15 protein-coding genes are annotated in these 20,089 nt (G+C 70.6%); 8 read left to right on the forward strand and 7 right to left on the reverse strand.

The genetic code is table 11. The features are described 5' to 3' along the window. Positions 1-9 precede the first annotated feature (9 nt). The 8 genes from AC5P1C_RS11215 to exaC all read left to right on the forward strand — a co-directional run bounded on the left by AC5P1C_RS11215 (position 10) and on the right by exaC (position 10,264). Positions 10-1,212 (forward strand): ROK family protein, encoded by a 1,203-nt coding sequence (locus AC5P1C_RS11215; protein ID WP_493865589.1) that lies wholly within the window; start codon positions 10-12, stop codon positions 1,210-1,212. 236 nt (positions 1,213-1,448) lie between these two features. After that, positions 1,449-2,387, forward strand: a complete 939-nt coding sequence (locus AC5P1C_RS11220; protein WP_493865590.1) for a MerR family transcriptional regulator — start codon at positions 1,449-1,451, stop codon at positions 2,385-2,387. Continuing rightward, entirely contained in the window at positions 2,387-3,631 is a 1,245-nt protein-coding gene (locus AC5P1C_RS11225) for an MFS transporter (RefSeq protein ID WP_493865591.1), read from the forward strand. The genes AC5P1C_RS11220 and AC5P1C_RS11225 overlap by 1 nt, the downstream gene beginning before the upstream one ends. A 149-nt stretch (positions 3,632-3,780) precedes the next feature. Then, complete coding sequence (locus AC5P1C_RS11230; RefSeq protein ID WP_493865592.1) at positions 3,781-5,271, forward strand: tetratricopeptide repeat protein; 1,491 nt, start codon at positions 3,781-3,783, stop codon at positions 5,269-5,271. Positions 5,272-5,544: 273 nt separating this feature from the next. Next, positions 5,545-6,558, forward strand: coding sequence for an acetamidase/formamidase family protein (locus AC5P1C_RS11235; RefSeq protein WP_493865593.1), 1,014 nt, complete (start codon positions 5,545-5,547; stop codon positions 6,556-6,558). Positions 6,559-6,596: 38 nt separating this feature from the next. Beyond that, positions 6,597-7,196, forward strand: a complete 600-nt coding sequence (locus AC5P1C_RS11240; RefSeq protein ID WP_493865594.1) for an N-acetylmuramoyl-L-alanine amidase — start codon at positions 6,597-6,599, stop codon at positions 7,194-7,196. A gap of 99 nt (positions 7,197-7,295) precedes the next feature. Beyond that, positions 7,296-8,552, forward strand: coding sequence for a GAF domain-containing protein (locus tag AC5P1C_RS11245; RefSeq protein WP_493865595.1), 1,257 nt, complete (start codon positions 7,296-7,298; stop codon positions 8,550-8,552). Between the two features lie 188 nt (positions 8,553-8,740). Further along, complete coding sequence (exaC, locus tag AC5P1C_RS11250; protein WP_493865596.1) at positions 8,741-10,264, forward strand: acetaldehyde dehydrogenase ExaC; 1,524 nt, start codon at positions 8,741-8,743, stop codon at positions 10,262-10,264. Between the two features lie 103 nt (positions 10,265-10,367). Here exaC and AC5P1C_RS11255 read toward each other — a convergent pair whose 3' ends face one another. The 7 genes from AC5P1C_RS11255 to xdhC all read right to left on the reverse strand — a co-directional run bounded on the left by AC5P1C_RS11255 (position 10,368) and on the right by xdhC (position 20,089). After that, a complete protein-coding gene (locus AC5P1C_RS11255) occupies positions 10,368-11,528 on the reverse strand; it encodes an alkaline phosphatase PhoX (protein WP_493865597.1) in 1,161 nt (386 codons plus the stop codon). Positions 11,529-11,804: 276 nt separating this feature from the next. After that, positions 11,805-12,779, reverse strand: a complete 975-nt coding sequence (locus tag AC5P1C_RS11260; protein ID WP_493865598.1) for an ArsR/SmtB family transcription factor — start codon at positions 12,777-12,779, stop codon at positions 11,805-11,807. Between the two features lie 21 nt (positions 12,780-12,800). Continuing rightward, positions 12,801-13,445: a M15 family metallopeptidase gene (locus AC5P1C_RS11265; RefSeq protein WP_493865599.1), complete on the reverse strand. Its 645-nt coding sequence runs from the start codon at positions 13,443-13,445 to the stop codon at positions 12,801-12,803. A gap of 190 nt (positions 13,446-13,635) precedes the next feature. Next, the gene (locus tag AC5P1C_RS11270) at positions 13,636-14,403 is read right to left on the reverse strand and encodes a CHAP domain-containing protein (protein WP_493865600.1); all 768 of its coding nucleotides are present in this window, start codon (positions 14,401-14,403) and stop codon (positions 13,636-13,638) included. Between the two features lie 143 nt (positions 14,404-14,546). Continuing rightward, positions 14,547-17,660: an AfsR/SARP family transcriptional regulator gene (locus AC5P1C_RS11275; RefSeq protein WP_493865601.1), complete on the reverse strand. Its 3,114-nt coding sequence runs from the start codon at positions 17,658-17,660 to the stop codon at positions 14,547-14,549. Between the two features lie 266 nt (positions 17,661-17,926). Continuing rightward, the gene (locus AC5P1C_RS11280; protein WP_493865602.1) at positions 17,927-19,093 is read right to left on the reverse strand and encodes a serine hydrolase domain-containing protein; all 1,167 of its coding nucleotides are present in this window, start codon (positions 19,091-19,093) and stop codon (positions 17,927-17,929) included. A gap of 195 nt (positions 19,094-19,288) precedes the next feature. Further along, positions 19,289-20,089, reverse strand: coding sequence for a xanthine dehydrogenase accessory protein XdhC (gene xdhC, locus AC5P1C_RS11285; protein ID WP_493865709.1), 801 nt, complete (start codon positions 20,087-20,089; stop codon positions 19,289-19,291).

Consider the following 20,089-nt stretch of genomic DNA (forward strand, 5'->3'; position numbering starts at 1 on the left):
GACGGGGGAATGACCGCACCACCGCACGACGCGCGCCGGGGCACGTCCGGCGCCTCGCTGCCCGACACCCAGCAGGGGATGCGCCGCCGCAACCTCTCCCGCGTCATGCACGCCGTCGCGGCGCACGGGCCACTGTCCCGTGCCGCCGTGGCCACCCGGATCGGCCTGACGCGGGCCGCCGTCTCCACTCTGGTGGACGAGTTGATCCGCGCCGGGCTCCTGGACGAGCTGGGGCCCGAGCGCCCCGGCAAGGTGGGACGCCCCGGATCCGCGCTCGCGGTCAGCGGCAGCGGACCGGTCGGCATCGGCGCCGAAGTGGGTGTCGACCACCTCTCGGTGTGCGCGGTCGACCTGCGCGGAGAGGTACGCGCGCGTGCCGTGCGACAGGGTGACAACCGGGGGCGCGCCCCCGGACCCGTCGTCGAGGAACTCATCGCGCTGGTCCGGCAGGTGGGCAACGAAGCCCACCTGGCCGGGCTGCGTCCGGCGGGACTGGCCGTCGCCGTTCCCGGGCTCGTCGCCCGCGGCACAGGGACAGTGGTCCGCGCCCCCAACCTCGACTGGCACGACGTCGACCTCCGCGCGCTGCTGCCGGGCAGGGTGCCACTGACGGTGGACAACGAGGCCAACTTCGGCGCACTGGCCGAGCTGTGGCTCGGTGACGAGGTGCCGCAGGACTTCCTCCACGTCTCGGCGGAGATCGGCATCGGCGCCGCACTGGTCGTGGACGGGCGGCTCCTGCGCGGGACACGCGGCTTCGCCGGCGAACTGGGGCACGTGCCTGTGTGGCCGGACGGACCGGACTGCCCGTGCGGCGGCCGTGGCTGCCTGGAGCAGTACGCGGGCGAGGAGGCGGTGTTGCGCGCGGCGGGCCTCGATCCGGGCGCGGACCGCGTCGGGCTGCTCGCGGAACGCGCAGCGCAGGGAGATCAGGACGTACGCAGGGCGCTACATGATGCCGGGGCGGCGCTGGGCATCGCGCTCACCGGTGCGGTGAACCTGCTCGATCCGCGCTCGGTGGTGCTCGGCGGCGCCCTGTCACGGCTCGCACCATGGCTGCTGCCGTCGCTGGAGAGCGAGTTGAGGCGCCGTACGGCGGGCACCGCCTGCGATGTCGCCGCATCCGGGCTGGGGTCCGACGGCCCCTTGCTGGGGGCGGCGCACTCGGTCGTACGGGCGGTGCTCGATGATCCGGCGGGAGCGACGGCATAGCGCAGGCCGTCCACAGAGGAACGCATTTCACGGCTGTCCGGCCATCTCCTTGTAACCCGATTTCTTGCGGCCCGTCTCCGTGTCAGCGTTGCGGCCCTTCTGCGTGTCAGCGTTGCTGCCCTTCTGCGTGTCAGCGCCTCAATCACTCGCCCCAACCACCTGAAGCCGATGCATACCCCACCCTCAGAGGGGCTGGAGCTTGAGTCTCCAGTAAGGGGAGACAGGAAGGTGGGGACATGAACGGCGACACGCTCTACTCGATCGGTGATCTGGCGCGACGGTCCGGCCTCACGGTCAAGACCGTCCGGTTCTACTCCGACGCGGGAATCGTGCCGCCCGCCGACCGCAGCCCGGCCGGCTACCGCCTGTACGGCACCGATGCCGTCGCCCGCCTCGACCTCGTACGCACCCTGCGCGACTTGGGTCTCGACCTGCCCACGATCCGGAAGGTGGTGGACCGGGAGGTCTCACTGCCCAAGGTCGCAGCGGCGCACGCGGACGCACTGGAGGTGCAGATCCGTGTGCTGCGCCTGCGGCGCGCGATCCTGACAGCGGTCGCCAAGCGCGGGTCCACCCCTGAGGAGTTGGATCTCATGCACAAGCTGGCCAAGCTCTCCGAGAACGAACGTCAACGTCTCATCGACGACTTCCTGGGCACCGTCTTCGACGGCCTGCACGACCACCCCGCCTTCGCGGCGGTCATCCGCTCCCTCACTCCCGAGCTGCCCGACGATCCCGAGGTCGAGCAGGTCGAGGCATGGGTGGAGCTGGCCGAGCTGTTCCAGGATCCGGGATTCCGCTCCACCATGCAGGGCATGGCCAGAGACCTGGCCGCCGACCGCGCACCGGACGACAGCACCGGACTGCCCCGCGTCCTCGCCCAGGCTCTCCGCTCGCAGGTCGCCCCGGCCCTGGCGGCAGGCACCGACCCCGCATCGCCCGAGGCCGAACCGATCGTCACGGCACTCGCGGCTCACTACGCGCACATTCTCGGTCTCCCCGACGACACCGAGCTTCGCCAACGCCTGGTCACCCGCCTGGAGACCATGGACGACCCCCGCAGGGACCGCTACCTGACGCTGCTCGCGGTGATCAACGGGTGGCCCGCGCCGGACAGTCTGGCACCGGCACTCGACTGGACCGGCCGGGCGCTGCGTGCCCACACGCCCCGGTAGTGGGCCGGTCAAGCCCGATCGCCACCGCCGCCTTCACCGAACCGACCGACACCGCACCGCGGCGATTCCTCTCCAGCTACCGGGAGCTGATGGACGTACCCGGCTTCTGGCCACTCGCCGCGATCGGGCTGGCGTCGAAACTGGCGCCCAGCATGGTCGGTCTGAGTCTGCTGCTCCTGGTGAGCCAGGAGGGCTACTCGTACGCAACCGCGGGTCTTGCGGTGAGCGTCCTGGCGATCGGCCAAGGTGTCACCGCTCCCCTGCGCGGAAGGCTCATCGACCGGCATGCGCCCCGGCCGGTCCTGCTGGGCTGCCTTGCCGCGTACCTGACGGCCACTCTTGTGCTGGTGCTAGTGGTGCGCGGGGGCGGATCCGTCGCCGCGGTCCTCGCGTTCTCCGCGTCCATGGGGGCCGGCGCGCCTCCGGTCGCCGTGATGATGCGCTCGCTCTGGCACCGCTGCGCAGGCACCGGGTCGCTGGCCACCGCGATGGCCCTCGACTCGTCGATGATGGGCGCCACGTTGATCACCGGCCCCGTGCTTGCCAGTTGGCTGAGCCTTTCACTCTCGCCGGTCGTGCCGCTCGCAGTCGTGGCGCTGCTGACGGCTGTCGCGGTCGGGCTGCTGGCCGACTCCCCGGGCCCACCGCCACGTTCCGGACGGTCCGGGCGATGGCTCGGCCCTCTGAGTTCCGCTCCCCTCCGGAGTCTGCTGGCCGCGGACGTCCTCTTCGTCACGGCGGTGACCGCGCTGGACGTGGCGCTGCCGATCTACGCACGGGAGTACCACGCGGCCAGATTCACCGGCCTGTACCTCGGGCTCCTGTCCGTCGGCAGTTTTCTGGGCAGTCTCGCCCTGGGCGCTGTGCCGCATCTGGTCTCCCGCGGCCCCAAGGTGTCCGTGCTGCTCTGCGTGTTCGCGGTAGGGGCGGGTGCGCTGGCATGGGCCACGGGCGTGTCTCCGCTCGCGGTGCTCCTGGTCTGCCCGTCGGCCGGTCTCGTAATCGGCTGCACCTTCGCGACCCTGCGCACGCTAGGCGGCGACCTCGCCCCCGAGGGCCGTGTCACCGAGACGATGTCCTGGCTGAGCAGCCTCGACATGGTCGGCGGTGCGGTGGGCGCGGCGGTGTTCGCGTACGTCGCGGCGGATGAGGGAAGCAGGACGGCGCTGCTGCTGGTGCCGGCGGTCGCCTTGCTGGCCGCGGTGGTCGGCTGGAACTCGCGGGCACGGAAACCGAAACCATGACCGGTCGGCGGATCAGGCTGTCTGAGGCCCGAACTGCCGGAGTGCGTCGCGGCGTGTCGTTCCCGTGAACCGAGCGTCGCCCTCGTATCGCGCGGGCAGAATCGCGAGACTGGACAGACCGGACAGAGGCGAAGGAAGAGGCGACAGCGATGGAATCGGACCGGCATGCCCACGTCCTGAGCGGCACCAGCGACGAAGCCGCGCGCCACTACGAGCGGGCGCTCGATGCGCTGTTGTTCTTCCGTGGGGAAGTCGCCGACGAGGCGCAGGCGATGGTGGCGGCGTCTCCGGATTCCGCGATGGCGCACGTCTTCGGTGCCTATCTCGGGCTTCTCGGCACCGAGGAGAAGGACGCGGCCGAGGCCCGTAGGTCGTTCAGCGCATTCCGGGGCTCGGTCGGTCTTGCGGGGCTTTCGCCGCGCGAGGAGATGCACGCGGCTGCCGCCGCGGCGTGGCTGGACGGGGACATGCTGCGCGCCGGGCAGATCCTCGGCGAGATCAGCACCGAGTTCCCCCGCGACGCCCTCGCCCTGGCCGTCGGCCACCAGATCGACTTCTTCACCGGCGACGCACAACGGCTGCGCGACCGGATCGGTGGCGCGCTCTGTGCATGGGACGGCGACGACCCGCACTTCGGCCCGCTGCTGGGAATGTACGCCTTCGGGCTTGAAGAGGCCGGGCACTACGGTCGTGCAGAGGAGATCGGTCTGCAGGCGGTCGAACGTCATCCGCGGGATGTGTGGGGCATCCATGCGGTCGTCCACACGTACGAGATGCGGGGGCTGTTCGGCGAAGGGATCCGCTACCTGGACGCGCGGACCGCGGACTGGGCCGACGGCAACTATCTGTCCGTGCACAACACGTGGCATTACGCCTTGTACGCGTTGGAGGCGGGGAACATCGAGCGGGTCCTCGGCGTCTACGACAACACCCTCCACAACGAGGCGTCGCAGCCGATCGCCATGGAACTCCTGGACGCTTCGGCCCTGCTGTGGCGGCTGCTCCTTGCCGACATCGACGTCGAGCCTCGTTGGGTGGCGCTCGCGCAGGCGTGGGCCGGGCGCGAGGACGGCGCTTACTACGCGTTCAACGACGTCCACGCGGTGATGGCATTCGCGGGGGCGGGGCGGCTCTCCGACGCCGAACGGCTGGTGAAGGACCGCGAGGAATGGCTCGTCCGAACCACCATCGCGGTGCCGACCGAAGCGGCGCGGAACGAAGCGGTATCGAACCGGGCAGTATCGAACCGGGCGGTATCGAACCGAGCAGTGTCGAACCACGCCATGACGCGCGAGATCGGGGTCCCGGTGTGCCGCGCCCTCCTCGCCTACCGACAGCGGCAGTACGCCCGCGCGGTCGAGCTGCTCGCCCCGATCCGCTATCGCCTCAACTCCTTCGGCGGCAGCCACGCACAGCGCGACGCCATCCAGCGCACCCTGGTGGAAGCAGCCATCCGCTCCGGGCAACACGACCTCGCCCGCACCTTGCTCAGCGAACGCATCAATCTGCGTCCCCTCTGCCCCTACAACTGGCGGGCCCGTGCCCGGCTGGCCGATCGGCTCGGAGACCCGGCCCAGGCCGCGACCGCCCGTGCCCGCGCCGAGGAGCAGGCCGCTGCAGGGGCGGCTGCGCTGGGCTGAGTGCGGGTGTCGCGCTTCCTCGTCCCCCTAAAGGGTGACCGCGTTATCCACAGTCACGGTGCTGTACACAGATTCAGATCGCGCCCTTCCGACACAACCGACCGTCGCCGTAACGTAATTGAGGCGGGACACGATCGCCCTGGCGGTTTCGTGTCCACGCGGATCGGGGGAATCAGGTGTCGAGGGGCAAGCAATCCTGTGCTGCTCCGCGGGGCCATCGGGCCGCACAAGGCCCAGGTTCCCCATGGAGCGACAGAAGAGAGCAGTCCTGTCATGAGCCAGCCTCGAATCCTGACCGTACGGCCCGAACCCGGCGAGTACGCCTGGACGTTCGGCGGTGCACCGCCCGTGGCACGGATCGCTCCAGGTACCGTCCTCGACCTCTATACGGAGGACTGCTTCGCGGGGAAGGTGCGCTCCGAGAAGGATCTGGTCTCCGAGGTCTGCCAGTTCCCGTTCCTGAATCCGCAGACCGGACCCTTCCATGTCGAGGGCGCGGAGCCGGGCGACACCATCGCCGTGCACTTCGTGTCGATCGAACCGGCGCGCGACTGGGCGGCGTCCACCACGGTCCCCCTCTTCGGGGCGCTCACCTCCACCCACACCACCGCATCGCTCCAGCCGCCGCTGCCCGAGACCGTGTGGATATGGCAGCTGGACCGGGACCGGCGAACCGCCCGGTTCAGCGCACGTGACGGCGACTTCGAGATCGCGCTGCCGATGGACCCGATGCACGGCACGATCGGCGTCGCACCGGCCAACCTGGAGGTGCGCTCGGCGCTCGTGCCCGACGCACACGGCGGCAACATGGACACGCCCGAGATGCGCGCCGGAGTCACCTGCTACCTCGGGGTGAACGTGGAGGGCGCGCTCCTCAGCCTGGGCGACGGACACGCACGTCAGGGCGAGGGAGAGACCTGCGGAGTCGCCGTCGAATGCGCCATGAACACAGTCGTGATAGTCGAACTCCTGAAGGGAGTCGCAACGCCCTGGCCGCGCCTGGAGTCCGACACCCACATCATCTCCACCGGCTCCGCACGCCCACTCGAGGACGCCTTTCGAATATCCCAACTCGACCTGGTGCACTGGCTGGTACGCGACTACGGCTTCAGTGAGATCGACGCCTACCAGTTCCTGACACAGACCGTCGAGTCGCCGCTCGCCAACGTCTGCGACACCAACTACACGTGCGTGGCCAAGATCCGCAAGGAGTGGTTGCCCGCGCGCGAAACTCACCGGGGGCTGCACGCGCGGCTGCGAGAGACGGCCAAGGTGCTGCCCCACTGAAATCCCAGCTGTTCCCCCCACCGAGAGGTAGGCCAGCCATGGATCGAGCAAGACGATTCCCCAGCAGGCGCCGGCTGTTGCAGGGAGCGGCCCTCGCCGCCCTCCCTGCAGCGCTCCTCCCCGCGACTCGCGCCACGGCCCGGCCTCGGGCGGTCGACTACCCCCTCGCCGAATGGGTCCCGGCAAGCACCTCCAACTACACGGCGGCCAATCGCCCCAGCACCTATCCCGTCGACTACGTGATCGTCCACGTCACCCAGGAGACCTTCGCCGACACGCTCGACATCTTCCAGAACCCGGCGAAGAAGGTGTCGGCCCACTATGTGGTGCGCTCGAAGGACGGCCACATCGCCCAGTGCGTCCGCGAGCGCAACGTCGGCTGGCACGCGGGCAACTGGGACTACAACACGCGCAGCATCGGTATCGAGCACGAAGGGTGGGTGGATCAGCCCGAGTATTTCACCGACGCGATGTACGAGCAGTCGGCGCTGCTGACCTCGGCGATCTGCGAGACGTACGACATTCCCAAGGACCGGGAGCACATCATCGGGCACGTCCAAGTGCCTGGGAGCGACCACACCGATCCAGGCCCGCACTGGGACTGGACGCGCTACATCCGGTTGATCAACTCCGCCTGACGCCGACCGTCTGATGGCGAGACGCTCGTCGGGGCGCTTGTCGGAGCACGCTCGCGGGGCGACGATGGCAGCACCGCATCGCCGTCCCGGGAGGCCGAGTTGACCGAACCATGGGTGGCTCTGGAGGTCGGCGCCGATCCTGCCGAGCGGGTGCGGGTACTGCGGCGCGCTCACGAGAGGTTCACCGAGGCGGGGACGGTCTCGCGGCCGGTCCGTTCCGTGGTGGCCGACTCTTGGCGGCGTTCGGCCAGGGCCAGGGTCAGCCCGGAGGACACCGGCGCGGCGGTGGAGCTCACCGACGGGGACCTCGGTTCGTATCGGTCCGAGCATCCGCTGGCCGGGGTCATGCCGCTGTTCCGTGAACTGATGGGCACGTTCGCGATGGACGGTGAGCATCTCCTCGCGGTGTGCGACGCGCACGGCAGGCTGCTCTGGGTCGAGGGGCACTCCGCGACCCGGCAGAAGGCGGGGCGGATGAACTTCGTGCCGGGTGCGCGCTGGGCGGAGTCCGCCATGGGGACGAACGCTCCGGGCACTGCAGTGGCGGTGGACCGGCCGGTGCAGGTCTTCGCCGCCGAGCACTTCATCCGACGCGTCCAGCCGTGGACGTGCGCGGCGGCTCCGGTGCACGATCCGCGGACCGGGCGGTTGCTCGGGGCGGTGGACATCACCGGGGGCGACGGCCTCGCGCATCCGCACAGCCTGGCCTTCGTGCAGGCGGTGGCTCGGGCGGCGGAGTCCCAGCTGGCCCTGTTGTCACCGTCGGCGGATTCCGGGGACACGGTGGGGCTCACCGCGCTCGGCCGTGATGAGGCGCTGCTGTTGACCGGGGGTCGCAAGGTGCGGCTGAGCCGTAGGCACAGCGAGATCCTCGTCCTGCTCGCCCGCCACCCGGAGGGGCTGACCGGCGACGAGCTGCTGTGCGCGTTGTACGAGGACGAGTCCGTGACGCCGGTGACGCTGCGGGCCGAACTGGCACGGCTGCGGCGGCTTCTGGGGCCGGAGCTGCTGAGGTCGCGCCCGTATCGCCTTGCGGCGCCGGTCGAGTCGGATGTCGACGCGGTCGAGCGACGGCTCGGTTCGGGGGCGGTCACGGCGGCCGCCGCCGCGTACGCGGGCCCACTCCTGCCCGCATCGCAGGCACCTGCGGTGGCGCGGCTGCGGCGCAGGCTCGCCGACCAACTGCGCGCGGCGCTCATCGCACGCCGCGACCCCGACCTCCTGTCCGACTGGGTGCACACCCCGTGGGGCGAGGACGACCTGGCGGTGTGGCGCACGCTGGCGCAGGTACGCGCGACCCCACCGGTGCTGGCCCGCCTCAGCGAACTGGACGCGGAGCTGACGGGCGCGAGGTAGGGGCGAGCTGACATCCGCCGGGCATCCGCCGGGCATCCGCCGGGCGAAACGGCAGGCGGGCGAAACGGCCGCCTGCCACCGCCAACCGCCTTCGGCCGGCTACCGCAACGTACCTGCAACGTCCGGACTCCTACTCTCCGGGCGAGAGCTGCCCAACGGCGGGCAGCCTTCCCCGGGAGGCCACCAAGATGACCCGTTACGCAGCGCCCGGCACCGACGGCGCAGTTGTCTCCTACCAGGCCCGCTACGACCACTTCATCGGCGGCGAGTACGTCCCGCCCGCCCGCGGCCAGTACTTCGAGAACCCGAGTCCCATCAACGGGCAGCCCTTCACCGAGATCGCACGCGGTACGGCCGAGGACGTGGAGCGAGCCCTGGACGCCGCGCACGCCGCCGCTCCCGCTTGGGGCCGCACCTCCGCGACCGAACGCGCCGACGTCCTGCGGAAGATCGCCGACCGCATGGAGGCGAACCTCGAGAGCCTCGCGGTGGCCGAGAGCTGGGAGAACGGCAAGCCGGTCCGCGAGACGCTGGCCGCCGACATCCCGCTGGCCATCGACCACTTCCGCTACTTCGCGGGGGTCATGCGCGCGCAGGAGGGTTCGCTGAGCGAGGTGGACGAGGACACCATCGCGTACCACTTCCACGAGCCGCTCGGCGTCGTCGCGCAGATCATCCCGTGGAACTTCCCTATTCTGATGGCGACTTGGAAGCTCGCGCCGGCGCTCGCCGCGGGCAACGCGGTCGTCCTCAAGCCGGCCGAGCAGACTCCGGCCTCCATCCACTATTGGATGAGCCTGGTGGCCGACCTCTTGCCGCCTGGTGTCGTCAACATCCTCAACGGCTTCGGCGTCGAGGCGGGCAAGCCCCTCGCCTCCAGCCCGCGCGTCGCGAAGGTCGCCTTCACCGGCGAGACCACGACGGGGCGGCTGATCATGCAGTACGCCTCGGAGAACATCAAGCCGGTGACGCTGGAGCTGGGCGGCAAGTCGCCGAACATCTTCTTCGACGACGTGTGGGCCGCCAACGACGACTTCCGCGACAAGGCGCTCGAGGGCTTCACCATGTTCGCCCTCAACAACGGCGAGGTCTGCACCTGTCCGTCGCGGGCCCTCGTTCAGCGGGGTCACTACAGCGAGTTCATGGAAGCGGCGGTCGCCCGCACGGAGCAGATCGTGCCGGGACACCCGCTGGACACCGACACGATGATCGGCGCCCAGGCGTCCAACGACCAGCTGGAGAAGATCCTCTCCTACCTGGACATCGGCCAGCAGGAAGGCGCCAAGGTCCTGACGGGCGGCCAGCGCATCACGTACGACGGCGAGTTGGCGGGCGGCTACTACGTCCAGCCGACCATCTTCGAGGGCGACAACCGCATGCGGATCTTCCAGGAGGAGATCTTCGGTCCTGTCGTCTCGGTCGCGTCGTTCAGCGACTTCGACGACGCCATCAAGACGGCCAACGACACGCTGTACGGCCTGGGCGCCGGAGTGTGGACGCGCGACATGAACACCGCCTACCGGGCGGGCCGTGCGATCCAGGCGGGCCGTGTCTGGACGAACTGCTACCACGCGTACCCCGCGCACGCGGCGTTCGGCGGCTACAAGCAGTCAGGGATCGGCCGTGAGACGCACAAGATGATGCTGGAGCACTACCAGCAGACGAAGAACCTCCTGGTGTCGTACTCGCCGAAGAAGCTCGGCTTCTTCTGAGCCTGAAGTCCTGACGTCCTGAAGTCGGCTGCCTGGCGCCACCGTTGCGCGCCAGGCAGCCCGGCGGGCCCGTCGACGTGCGCGGCTCGTGACAGTGGGCCGGTCAGCGGCGGAAGGGGCCCGTGACTTCGTAGGTGATGCCGCCGGACGAGCTGCCGCTCGTACCGCGCTGGCTGGACAAGTACAGGCGCGTGCCGTCCGGCGAGAAGGCCGGGCCGCAGATCTCCGATGAGGACTGGCCGTTGATCCGCAGGAACGTCGCGACTACGTCGTCCGGCGTGATGATGCAGATCTCCATGTTGCCGCCGTCCTCCGCGACGTACAGGTCGCCGGAGGACGAGCCGGTGACGTTGTCGACGCCGGTCAGCGGGGCTCCGCCGCCGACGACCAGGGAGTCGTCGTAGGCCAACTCGTAGGTGCCGGCGGCCAGGTTGAGCTGCCAGACGCGGCCGTCGCCCTTGGTGGTGAACCAGACGGTGTCATTGGCGTAGTGGCAGCCCTCCCCGCCGTTGAACAGCTTGGCGCCCGAGACCTGGTCGCGCGTCGGGGTGGGCGAGCCGTCCGGGTCGGGCACGGTCGCCCAGGTGAAGCTGCCGGAGGTGGCCGTTCCCGCCTTGAGGACCTGGAGCGTACCCGCCGACAAGTTGCCCCACGTGGACGGAACGAATCGGTAGAAGCAGCCGTCCGACGCGTCCTCGGTCAGGTAGATCACCTTGCGGACCGGATCGGCGGCGGCCGCCTCGTGGTTGAAGCGGCCCATGGCGTCGCGGCGCACGGCGGCCTTCACACCCCACGGGTCGGTCTCGTAGACGTAGCCGCTGCTGACCTCCTCGCAGGACAGCCAGGTATTCCACGGGGTCGCACCACCGGCGCAGTTGCGGTTGGTGTTGGACAGGATCCGGTACGAGCCGGTGATGGAGCCCGCCGAGTTGAACTTGATCGCGCCCGCTCCACCGGTGGAGGAGATCTCCGAGTTGGAGACGTAGATCCAGCCCGTGCCGTCGGCGAAACAGGCGCCGCCGTCAGGGGCGTTGTGCCAGGTGTAGGTGGTGGAGCCGACCTTCTGGCCGGATCGAGCGATCACCCGACTGGTGAAGCCGCTGGGCAGCTGGATGCCGTTGGCGTCTGCCGTGCCGAGCGCCCCGTACGGGCCGGGGCCTTTCTGGGCCGGCGCCGCGTAGGCCGCTCCCTGCATGAGGGTGTAGCCGAAAGCCGCTGCCGTACTGCCGACGACCGCTCCACGCAGGAAACTACGACGTTCCACTTGATCACTCCAGGGGATCGTGACCGCCCCTGCCGCACTGGTCGGGCGGCGAGGTCGCGGGGGGGGCGCTTCCGGAACCTAAAGGTCCCGGATTGACAGTGCATCAACAACCGATGAAGCGGAAGCGTCTGCTGTCGTCCGGCTTCTTCCCACTGCCCCACACATTGCGCTGCGGCACGCTGAGCCTCCTTGTCCGTGTCGAGATCACCTGTCTTGTTGACCATTCCACCAAGCAGCCACCCAACGTGACAGGCGCGCGTGCCCCACTTCTGTGAGTCACACGTGCCGGTCGAGCAAGCTGGCACCCAGTGGGGTGACCTCGTGGAGCATGCTGTTGCCCTCGCGGGAGCTGACGATCAGGCCCGCACGGCGCAGCACCGTGAGGTGCTGGCTGGCCGATGACAGTGCCAGGCCGGTGCGGCGGGCGAGTTGGCTCGTGTTGCTCTGGTGGCATTCGCCGGCCGCCTCGAGGACCGCGGCGCGGCTGCACCCCACGAGGTCGGCCAGGGTGTCGTTCGCCTCGTCTGCCGCCTCGGAGTCCCAGGGTTCGTGGCCGAGGGGGTACACCAGGACCGGGACCTCCTCTCCCTGCCGCACCAGTGTCACCGGGTGGCAGCGGCAGAAGTACGAGGGGACAAGGAGCAGGCCGCGTCCGTCCAGGTGCAGGTCGCGGTCCACCGGATAGTCGATGGTGAGAACGGGCGCGTGCCACCGCGCGGACGGGGAGAGGTTGCGGAGCAGCGCCTCCACACCGCCCGAGGCCAGGACCCGGCCCGCCCGTGCTCGTTCCCGTGCGGTGTGCGTCAGGATGCCGCCGAGGAACGGAGTAATAGCGACCCGCTGGTAGTCCCGGAAGGACTGGTCGAGGTGGGCGAGCGCCGGGACGACGCCTCGATGCAGGTCGCGGGCCCACGGCGACAACGGGCAGCCGCTGCCGAGGAGTTCGATGTCCTTCCGCACCTCGTTCTTGGGGGTGAGGAGGACGGGCTCCACCGCCTCGGCCAGGGACAGGGTGGCGGTGTGCGGTGTTAGGAAATCCGGGAAGTACCCCTGGGCCGGGATGAGTTCGGACAGTGCGCGGGCCCGCCGCGGCAGGTTCGGGCGTACCCGCCCGCGCCACCGGATGCCGAGGAGGCCGGCGCAGCCGTCCCTGAGCCAATGGGTGCTCAGGACTGTTTCCCACATCAGAGCCGGCCCGCTCGCCACCCGTGTCCGGGCGAGGTCCGGGGCGGTGAAGTGAATGCGCAGCATGTGTCCCCCGATCACAGCTGTTCACATAGGCCCGTACCGGGCGGCAGGGGCTCCGGTCAGCAGCGCCCAGTAGCGGTCGCCGTAGGACCAATGCCACCACTCCGTCGGGTAGTTGATCAGTCCGGCGGTGGTGAGTGCCGCTCTCAGGGCGAGCCGGTTGCGGCGTGCTTGGTCGGAGATGTTCGGTGCGTCGGTGTAGCAGGCTCCACCGCTGGCCTCCGGGCTTGCGTCGACCGGTGTGCCGAGGTCGAGTTCGTCGCCGTGCGTGGTGCACAGCGTGAGGTCCACGGCAGCACCGGCGACGTGCGGCCCTATCTCGGGCGGTGCGAGCGAACGGCTGGCCTGGGTGAGCAGGTGGTCGTCCGGCCAGTCAGGATTGGCCCGGCGCAGCTCGGCCGCGTACGCGTCGAAGTACCGGGTCTGCAGGGCCAGTGGTCGGTACCCCTCGGTGACCAGCAGCCGCAGCCCCTCGGGCAACAGATGTGCCGCCCTCTCGAGGCGCATGGCGACCCCCTCGCGGACCATGGCGTACGCCCCGTCCGGATCCGCCTGGCGTGCGTCCACGTCGAGGAGGGGCAACTCCCTTAGGTCGACGCAGGGTTCGCCGCACTCGACGACGGAGATGTGGGCCACTTCGGGTGCGTTCATGAGGATGATCGGGGGCATGCCGCTTCCTTTGTCGTCCTGAGCCGTCCTGAGCCGTCCTGAGTCGTCCCACGTGCAGGCAGTGCGATGCGGGAAGTACGGAAGGTGCCGGCGGCCCACGCGCGCCCTGGCCCCAGGGAGAGGTGGGTGCGGCACTCTCCCCGGGGCGCCCCCGTCGGGCGGTGGTGGTCCTGCCGGCGGGTAGCGGGTGTTACCGCTTCTCGGGCGAGACGTAGCCGACGACGTCGCCTCGCTCGGTGTTGGACCGGGAACGCTGGAAGACGCCTTCCTTGCCGTTGCCGCTGGACGTCTTCGTGGTGTTGCCCTCGATGGTCGTCAGCTTCTTCCCGCTCTTGCGGTACTTGACGACGAGACCGACGTGGTCCACGTCCCAGCCGTTGTTGCCGAGGCTCGGCTTGCCGCCGTCCCAGTCGTAGAGCACCGCGTCACCGGGCTTGGGGACGTAGGAGCCGCGCTTGTGCCACGTGCCAGTGCCGGCCTTGGCGGCCCGGTAGAACGAGCCCGCCCACGGGTCGATCTTCTTGGTCTTGGCGCCCGACTTCTTCCAGACGTAGCGGGCGAAGTCGGAACACCAGTTGTTGGAGCGCCACTTCACGCCGCCGGTCGAGGTACTGCAGATGTTGTCGCCGCTGGTCTTCCAGTACCCGCTGTAGAAGTTGCAGTTCTTCGGGGCCTCGCGGTTGCGCTGCGGGTTGTTCTTCTCGGCGGTCGCCCTCGTGACGATCTCTGCGCGCAGAGGGCTCGAAGCCGCCGACGCGGTCGTGGTCAGCGCCCCCCCGACGACGGCGCCGCCGGCGAGGCCGGCGACCAGAAACATGACCGCCGGGCGGCGGAAGACGGGCGCCTTCGTCGGCCGGCAGGCCGAGTCGGCCGTAGCGCTGTCCGTGATGCTTGTCGTGCTGCTGTCCGTGCTGCTGGTCGTGCAGCTGTTCCTACTGCTGTTCGTGGTGTTGGACATCGTGGTCCTTTCCCCGTTGTTCCCCGTTGCGCCGGAGGCTCTATCCCTCCGACGTCACCAAGGTTCGCCGGGGCTCCTGCAGTTTGCCTGCAAGGTCTCCGCAACACGGCTCACAGCGACTTACAGTTCACTTCGCTCCACGCTCATTTCGCTTCAAGTTCATTCCGCTCCAGCGTGCCGAACTCCGTGAACACGGACAACGCCTCTGTACGCAGTGCCGCCGCCCGCTGCCCGTCGCCCAACGCCTCGCGGACCGACGCGAGATCGCGCAGCGTACGGGCCCGCGGCAGGCGCAACTCCAGTGCGTCCCACAGGCTCACGGCGGCGGCGAGCCGCTTCTCCGCCTCCAGGTGCCGTCCGTCGGCCAAGGCGCACTCGCCGAGCGTACGCAGGGTCAGCGCCTCGCCGAACCGGTCGCGGTACGCCCGGCAGACGTCGAGCGCGCCGAGCAGTTCCGCCTCCGCCTCCCGGGTACGCCCCAGCCTCAACCGGGCCTTGGCGCGGGCCCGTTCGGCGTACGCGGCCATCAGCGGATCGCCGAGGCCCGCGAGGATCTCGAGAGCCCTTCCGGCGTACCGCTCCGCCTCCTCGTACGCTCCGAGCGACCGGTGCACGAGGCTCAGCGTGCGCAGCGTGAGCGCCTCGCCTCGTCGGCTGCCCAGGCACCGGTAGCCCCGCAGCGACACGTCCAGGAGTGCCGACGCGCCGTCGTGGTCGCCGAGTTCCAGGCGTACGGAGCCACGGAGCCGGCAGGCAAGACCGATGCCCGCGTCGTCGCCCAGGTGCTGGAATACGTCGACGGCGCGGGCCAGCGCGTCGTCGGCGGCTTCCAGGCGGCCCAGCTCACGCAAGTTGCCGCCGAGCCCCGTAAGGGCGGCAGCCTGGCCGTGCAGGTCGCCTATGGCGGCGCACAAGGGCTCGGCCTGTCCGAAGTAGTCCTGCGCCTCGGCGTACCGGTCCTGCTCGAACCGCAGTTGTCCCAGGCCGATCAGTAGCAGCGCCTCGCCTGCGCGGTCCTCGGCACGCCGGGCCGAGGCGAGAGCCGCGTCATGGCTGCGCCACCAGGCGTCGAAGCGGTTGCCGACGGCGAACGACGAGGAGCACAGCGCCGTCGCGGCGGCACAGGCGAGGGTGTGCAGGCCGAACGCCGCCGCGCGCTCGACGGCCGTGGCGAGCGCGTCGGCCTCGGCCTCGAACCAGGGATACGGATCGGCGAGCGCCCGCCGTGTGGTCGCCGCCCCCACATCGGCGGCCGGTGCTCCGCCCGCCGTGCCCGGCTCGCCCCACCCCGTCTCCGGCCCGCCGGCGGACCGGTTGACGCTCGCCGAACCTCCGAGATAGGGCCGCAGCACGACCACGCCCGAAGGCGCTTCCTCCGCGACCCGCTCCACCAGGCGCAGTCCGGCGGCCAGCGCCCTTCCCACCGACGCCGTGCGTACCTCGAGCGAGTCCTCGGCCTCGGCCCGCTCCGCGGCGTACACCCGCACCAGGTCGTGAGCCCGATAGCGCGACTGACCGGCGGAGTCAGTCCCCGTCCAGTCCAGCAACTGCGCGTCGACGAGCCGTTCGAGAACCTCCTCCACATCGTCCTCGGCCCCGTCGACGAGCAGCGCCACCATCCAGGGTGCCGTGTCGCACGGCCCGAGCACGGCCAGGCGGCGCAGCACCGTGCGGGCGTCGTGATCGAGCGACTCGTAGCTCAGCCCCAGACTGGCGCGCACCTCAAGGTCGCCCACGGCCAGCTCGTCGAGGCGGCGCCGCTCGTCCTCGAGGCGATCGGCGAGGATGCGGGGAGTCCAGTGCCGGCGGGTGGTCAGTCGAGCCCCGGCGATCCGCAGGGCCAGCGGCAGACCACCGCACAGCGTGACGATGCGCCGGGCGGCGGCGTCCTGGGCGGGAGCGTCTGTCGCAGCCCGCGCTCCGGTGACCTGGGCCAGCAGTTCAAGACTGCGTGCCTCGTCCAGGACGGCGAGATCGGTGCGCCGGGCCCCGTCGAGGCCGCCGAGCCGGGCCCGCGAGGTGACGAGCACGCCACAGCCCGCGCTGCCCGGCAGCAGGGGCCGCACCTGGGCCTCCCTGCCCGCGTCGTCGAGGACCAAGAGGAGGCGGCGCCCCGCGACGAGGCTGCGGAAGAGGTCGGCACGCTCAGCGGCGTCGTCGGGCGGTTCGGCGCCCAGCGCGCGCAGCAGCCTGCCGAGGACGTCGCCGGACGGCAGGGGGCCGCCGGTGCCCTGCAGCTCGGCGTAGAGCTGCCCGTCGGGGAAGGCGTCCATGGCCAGGTGGGCGGCCTTCACCGCGAGGGCGGACTTGCCGACGCCCGCCGGCCCTGACACCACCACGACGGAGGTCGCGTCCCGCGGCGCGGTGAGCCCGTCCACGACCTCGGCGATCTCTGTCTCGCGCCCGGTGAAGTCCCGGATGGCAGGCGGCAGCAGGCACACAGGGCGGGGCGACGCGGGCACCGGCGGTGCCGAGACGTCGGTGGCCGCCGCACCGCCCTCGGCACGCAGCAGCGCGGGGTCGGCCCTCAGGATCGCTCCCTGCAGCCGTCGCAGTTCCGGCCCGGGATCGATGCCGAGTTCCTCGGCGAGTACGGCCCGCCCCTCCTCGAACACCTGAAGGGCGTCCGCCTGCCGCCCCACCCGGTAGAGGGCGAGCATGAGTTGACCGCGCAGCCGCTCGTTGGTGGGGTGGGCGCCGACGAGTGCCCTGACCTCGGTGAGCAGCTCGCTCTCCCGCCCCCCGCATTCGAGTTCGGCGGCGATGCGCTCTTCGAGTACGGCCCGCCGGGCCTCCTCGAGCCGTACCGCCTGGCTCCGCAACACCTCGCCGACCCCGCCGAGCGCGGGACCGCGCCACAGCATGAGGGCGTCGCGCAACGACCGGGCGGCGCCGGTGTGGTCCCCCTGCGCCGCGGCCCGCCGCCCGGCCGCGGCCAGCTCCTCGAACCGCTCCAGGTCCACGGCACCGGCGTCGGGCCGGATCACGTACCCCGGCGCCTGCGTCTCGATCGCCCCCCGTCGTGCTTCCGGCAGCGCCCGCCGCAAGGCCGAGACGTACGACTGGATCAGCGCACGGGCCGTCTCCGGCGGCTCCCCTTCCCATACGACGTCCACCAGCGCGTCGGCGGGCACGACATGCCCGGCGCGCAGCAGCAGCGCGGCCAACAGAGCACGGGGCTTGGGCCCGCCCACCCGCAGGGGACGGCCTTCCCACAGTGCTTCGACCGGCCCGAGCAAACGGAATTCCAATGCCATGGTCTGTCCCCCGAGGTGTCACCGACACTGACTCACGCCTCATGGTCCCCCAACCTCCCTGACAGGGCGATGAGTTGCGGCGAGCCGGACGTCATGGCGGCGGGTTTCGGCCGCCGGCACCCGTGTGCTCCACCGCGGAAGCCGCCCCCTTCCACGCACCGGTCCCAGCCGTCGCCTGCGGAACGTCGCCTGCGCCGAAGTGGAACCAGAGGAGCGGACCAGATGCCGTCCATGAGGGGATACGCGGGCTCCACCCCGGCGGACCGCTACCGCCGCCCGGTCGCCGCAAGCACCGCGGCCTCGGCCAGCCCGTGGTTCTCGAGGCCCGCTCCGAATCCCGAAGGGAAGGCGAAGCGGCGACGCGTGTACGCGTAGGCCACGCCGCTGTCCGGGTCCGCGAAGGCGAGCGAACCTGAAGCGCCGCTGTGACCGAAAGCGTCCGGGCCCAGGAAGGCGTACCGACCGCTCAGTTCCTCGAAACCCAGGCCGAAGGCGTCTTCGTTGCCGGTGACCAGGTCGGTTCCCCGGTAGTGGACCCGGGCGAATTCGGTGACGGTCTCCGGCTTCAGCAGCGGGGCTCGGCCGTCGAAGGTGCTGATCGCCGCGGCGTACATCCCCGCCACTCCCCGCGCGGTACCGACCCCGCCGACCGAGGTGGGGCCGAGCGCCCGGACGGCGCGAAGGTTGGCGAAGGCCGCCACATCGGTCGGCGGGGTGGCGTTCTGGTTGAAGGCGATGCCGGTGATGCTGTCGGGGGCCACCGCGCCGGCCGCGAGTCGCTCCGCCTCCTCCGGGGTGGGCAGCAGCGGCAGTACGTCGGCGTAGCGCGCTTCGAGTTCCTCCGGCAGCCCCAGGTGGAAGTCGAGTTCGTACGGCGCCCGGATCCGCTCTTCGTAGATCTCCTGGATCGAACGGCCGGTCACCCGCCGCACAACCTCTCCCGTCAGGGCGCCGATCACGAACCCGTGGTAGCCGTACGCCGATCCCGGCTCCCAGAAGGGCCGTTGCCCGGCGAGCCGCGCGGCGATCAGCCGGTCGTCGGCCAACTCCTCGGTGGTGAACCCGCCATCGACGCCGATGGCCCCTGAGCGGTGCGCGAGCAGTTCGCGCAAGGTGAGCCGATCCTTGCCCTCCGCACCGAACTCCGGCCAGTACGCGGCCACTTGGCGGTCCAGGTCGAGGACTCCGTCCTGCACGAGGAGCGCGACCACGAGGTGGGCGGCGCCCTTGGTGATGGAGTAGAGGCCGGTCAGCGTGTCCGCCGCTGTGCCGGGACCTCCCCACAGGTCGACCACCCGGCGGCCGTCCACGTGGACCACGAGCTGCGCCTCGGGCGCGTCCCGCGCCTCGCCGAGCACCGCGGCGAACGCTTCCCGCACCCCCTCGAAGCCCTCCGCCACGCTGCCGTGCGGTCCGTCGTCCTCGCGCCCCATGACTGTTCCCCTCGTCGTTGATCACGTGCCGTTCGCGAGGTCACAACCGCCGCTCAGGGACCGCCATTCCCTGTGGATCGCCGGCGATGCAGGTTGCGGGCCGACTCGGTGACCAGCAGCAGGGAGGGAAGGACGGTGCCTCCTGCGGGCGCCGCACCTCTCGGCCCAGGTCGAAACGGCGAGTTGGGATGCCGCTCAGATCTCGAAGGTCCGCAGCACATCGGCGGCGACGCTCAGCGCGATGGTCGCGGGTTCCTTGCCCGTGATGTCGGTCAGCCCGATCGGGGTCTTGATCCGGTCGATCGTCGCCTCGTCGTGACCGCCCTCGTCGGCGAGGCGTTTGCGGAACCGTGCCCACTTGGCCGCCGACCCGATCAACCCGATGGGGCCGAGACGGGTCGTGCGCAGGGCGGCGTCACACAGCGCGGCGTCCTCGGCGTGATCGTGGGTCATGATCAGGACGTGGGTGCCGTGCGGCAGTTCCTCCAGCACCTCCTCGGGCAGCAGCGGCGTGTGGTGCACGTGCACCTGTGCCACCGCGTCCGCCAGGACGTCGAGCCGCCGCTCGGCCAGCATGTCGGAACGGCTGTCGATCAGATGGAGGTCGAGGTCCTGACGGGCCAGGATGCGCGCCAGTTCGAGGCCCACGTGCCCGACGCCGAAGATCGCCACCGCCCTTGCCACCGGCAGCGGTTCGAGCAGCACCGAGACCGTGCCGCCGCAGCACTGCACGCCGTGCTCGTTGGTCACCTTGTCGTTCAGGGCGAAATCGATCAGCTCCGGCTCGGCCTTGGACACCGCGATCATCTCCCGGGCCCGGTCGATGGTGACCGCCTCGACATTGCCGCCCCCGATGGAGCCCCATGTCGCGCTCCGCCCCACGACGAGCTTCGCGCCGGCCTCGCGCGGGGCATGGCCGCGCACAGTCGCGACGGTCGCGAGGACGCCGGGCTCCCGGCGTGCCCGCAACCGCGCGACCGCGGCGATCCACGTCAT

The sequence above is a fragment of the Streptomyces sp. A18 genome (genome assembly GCF_059026065.1).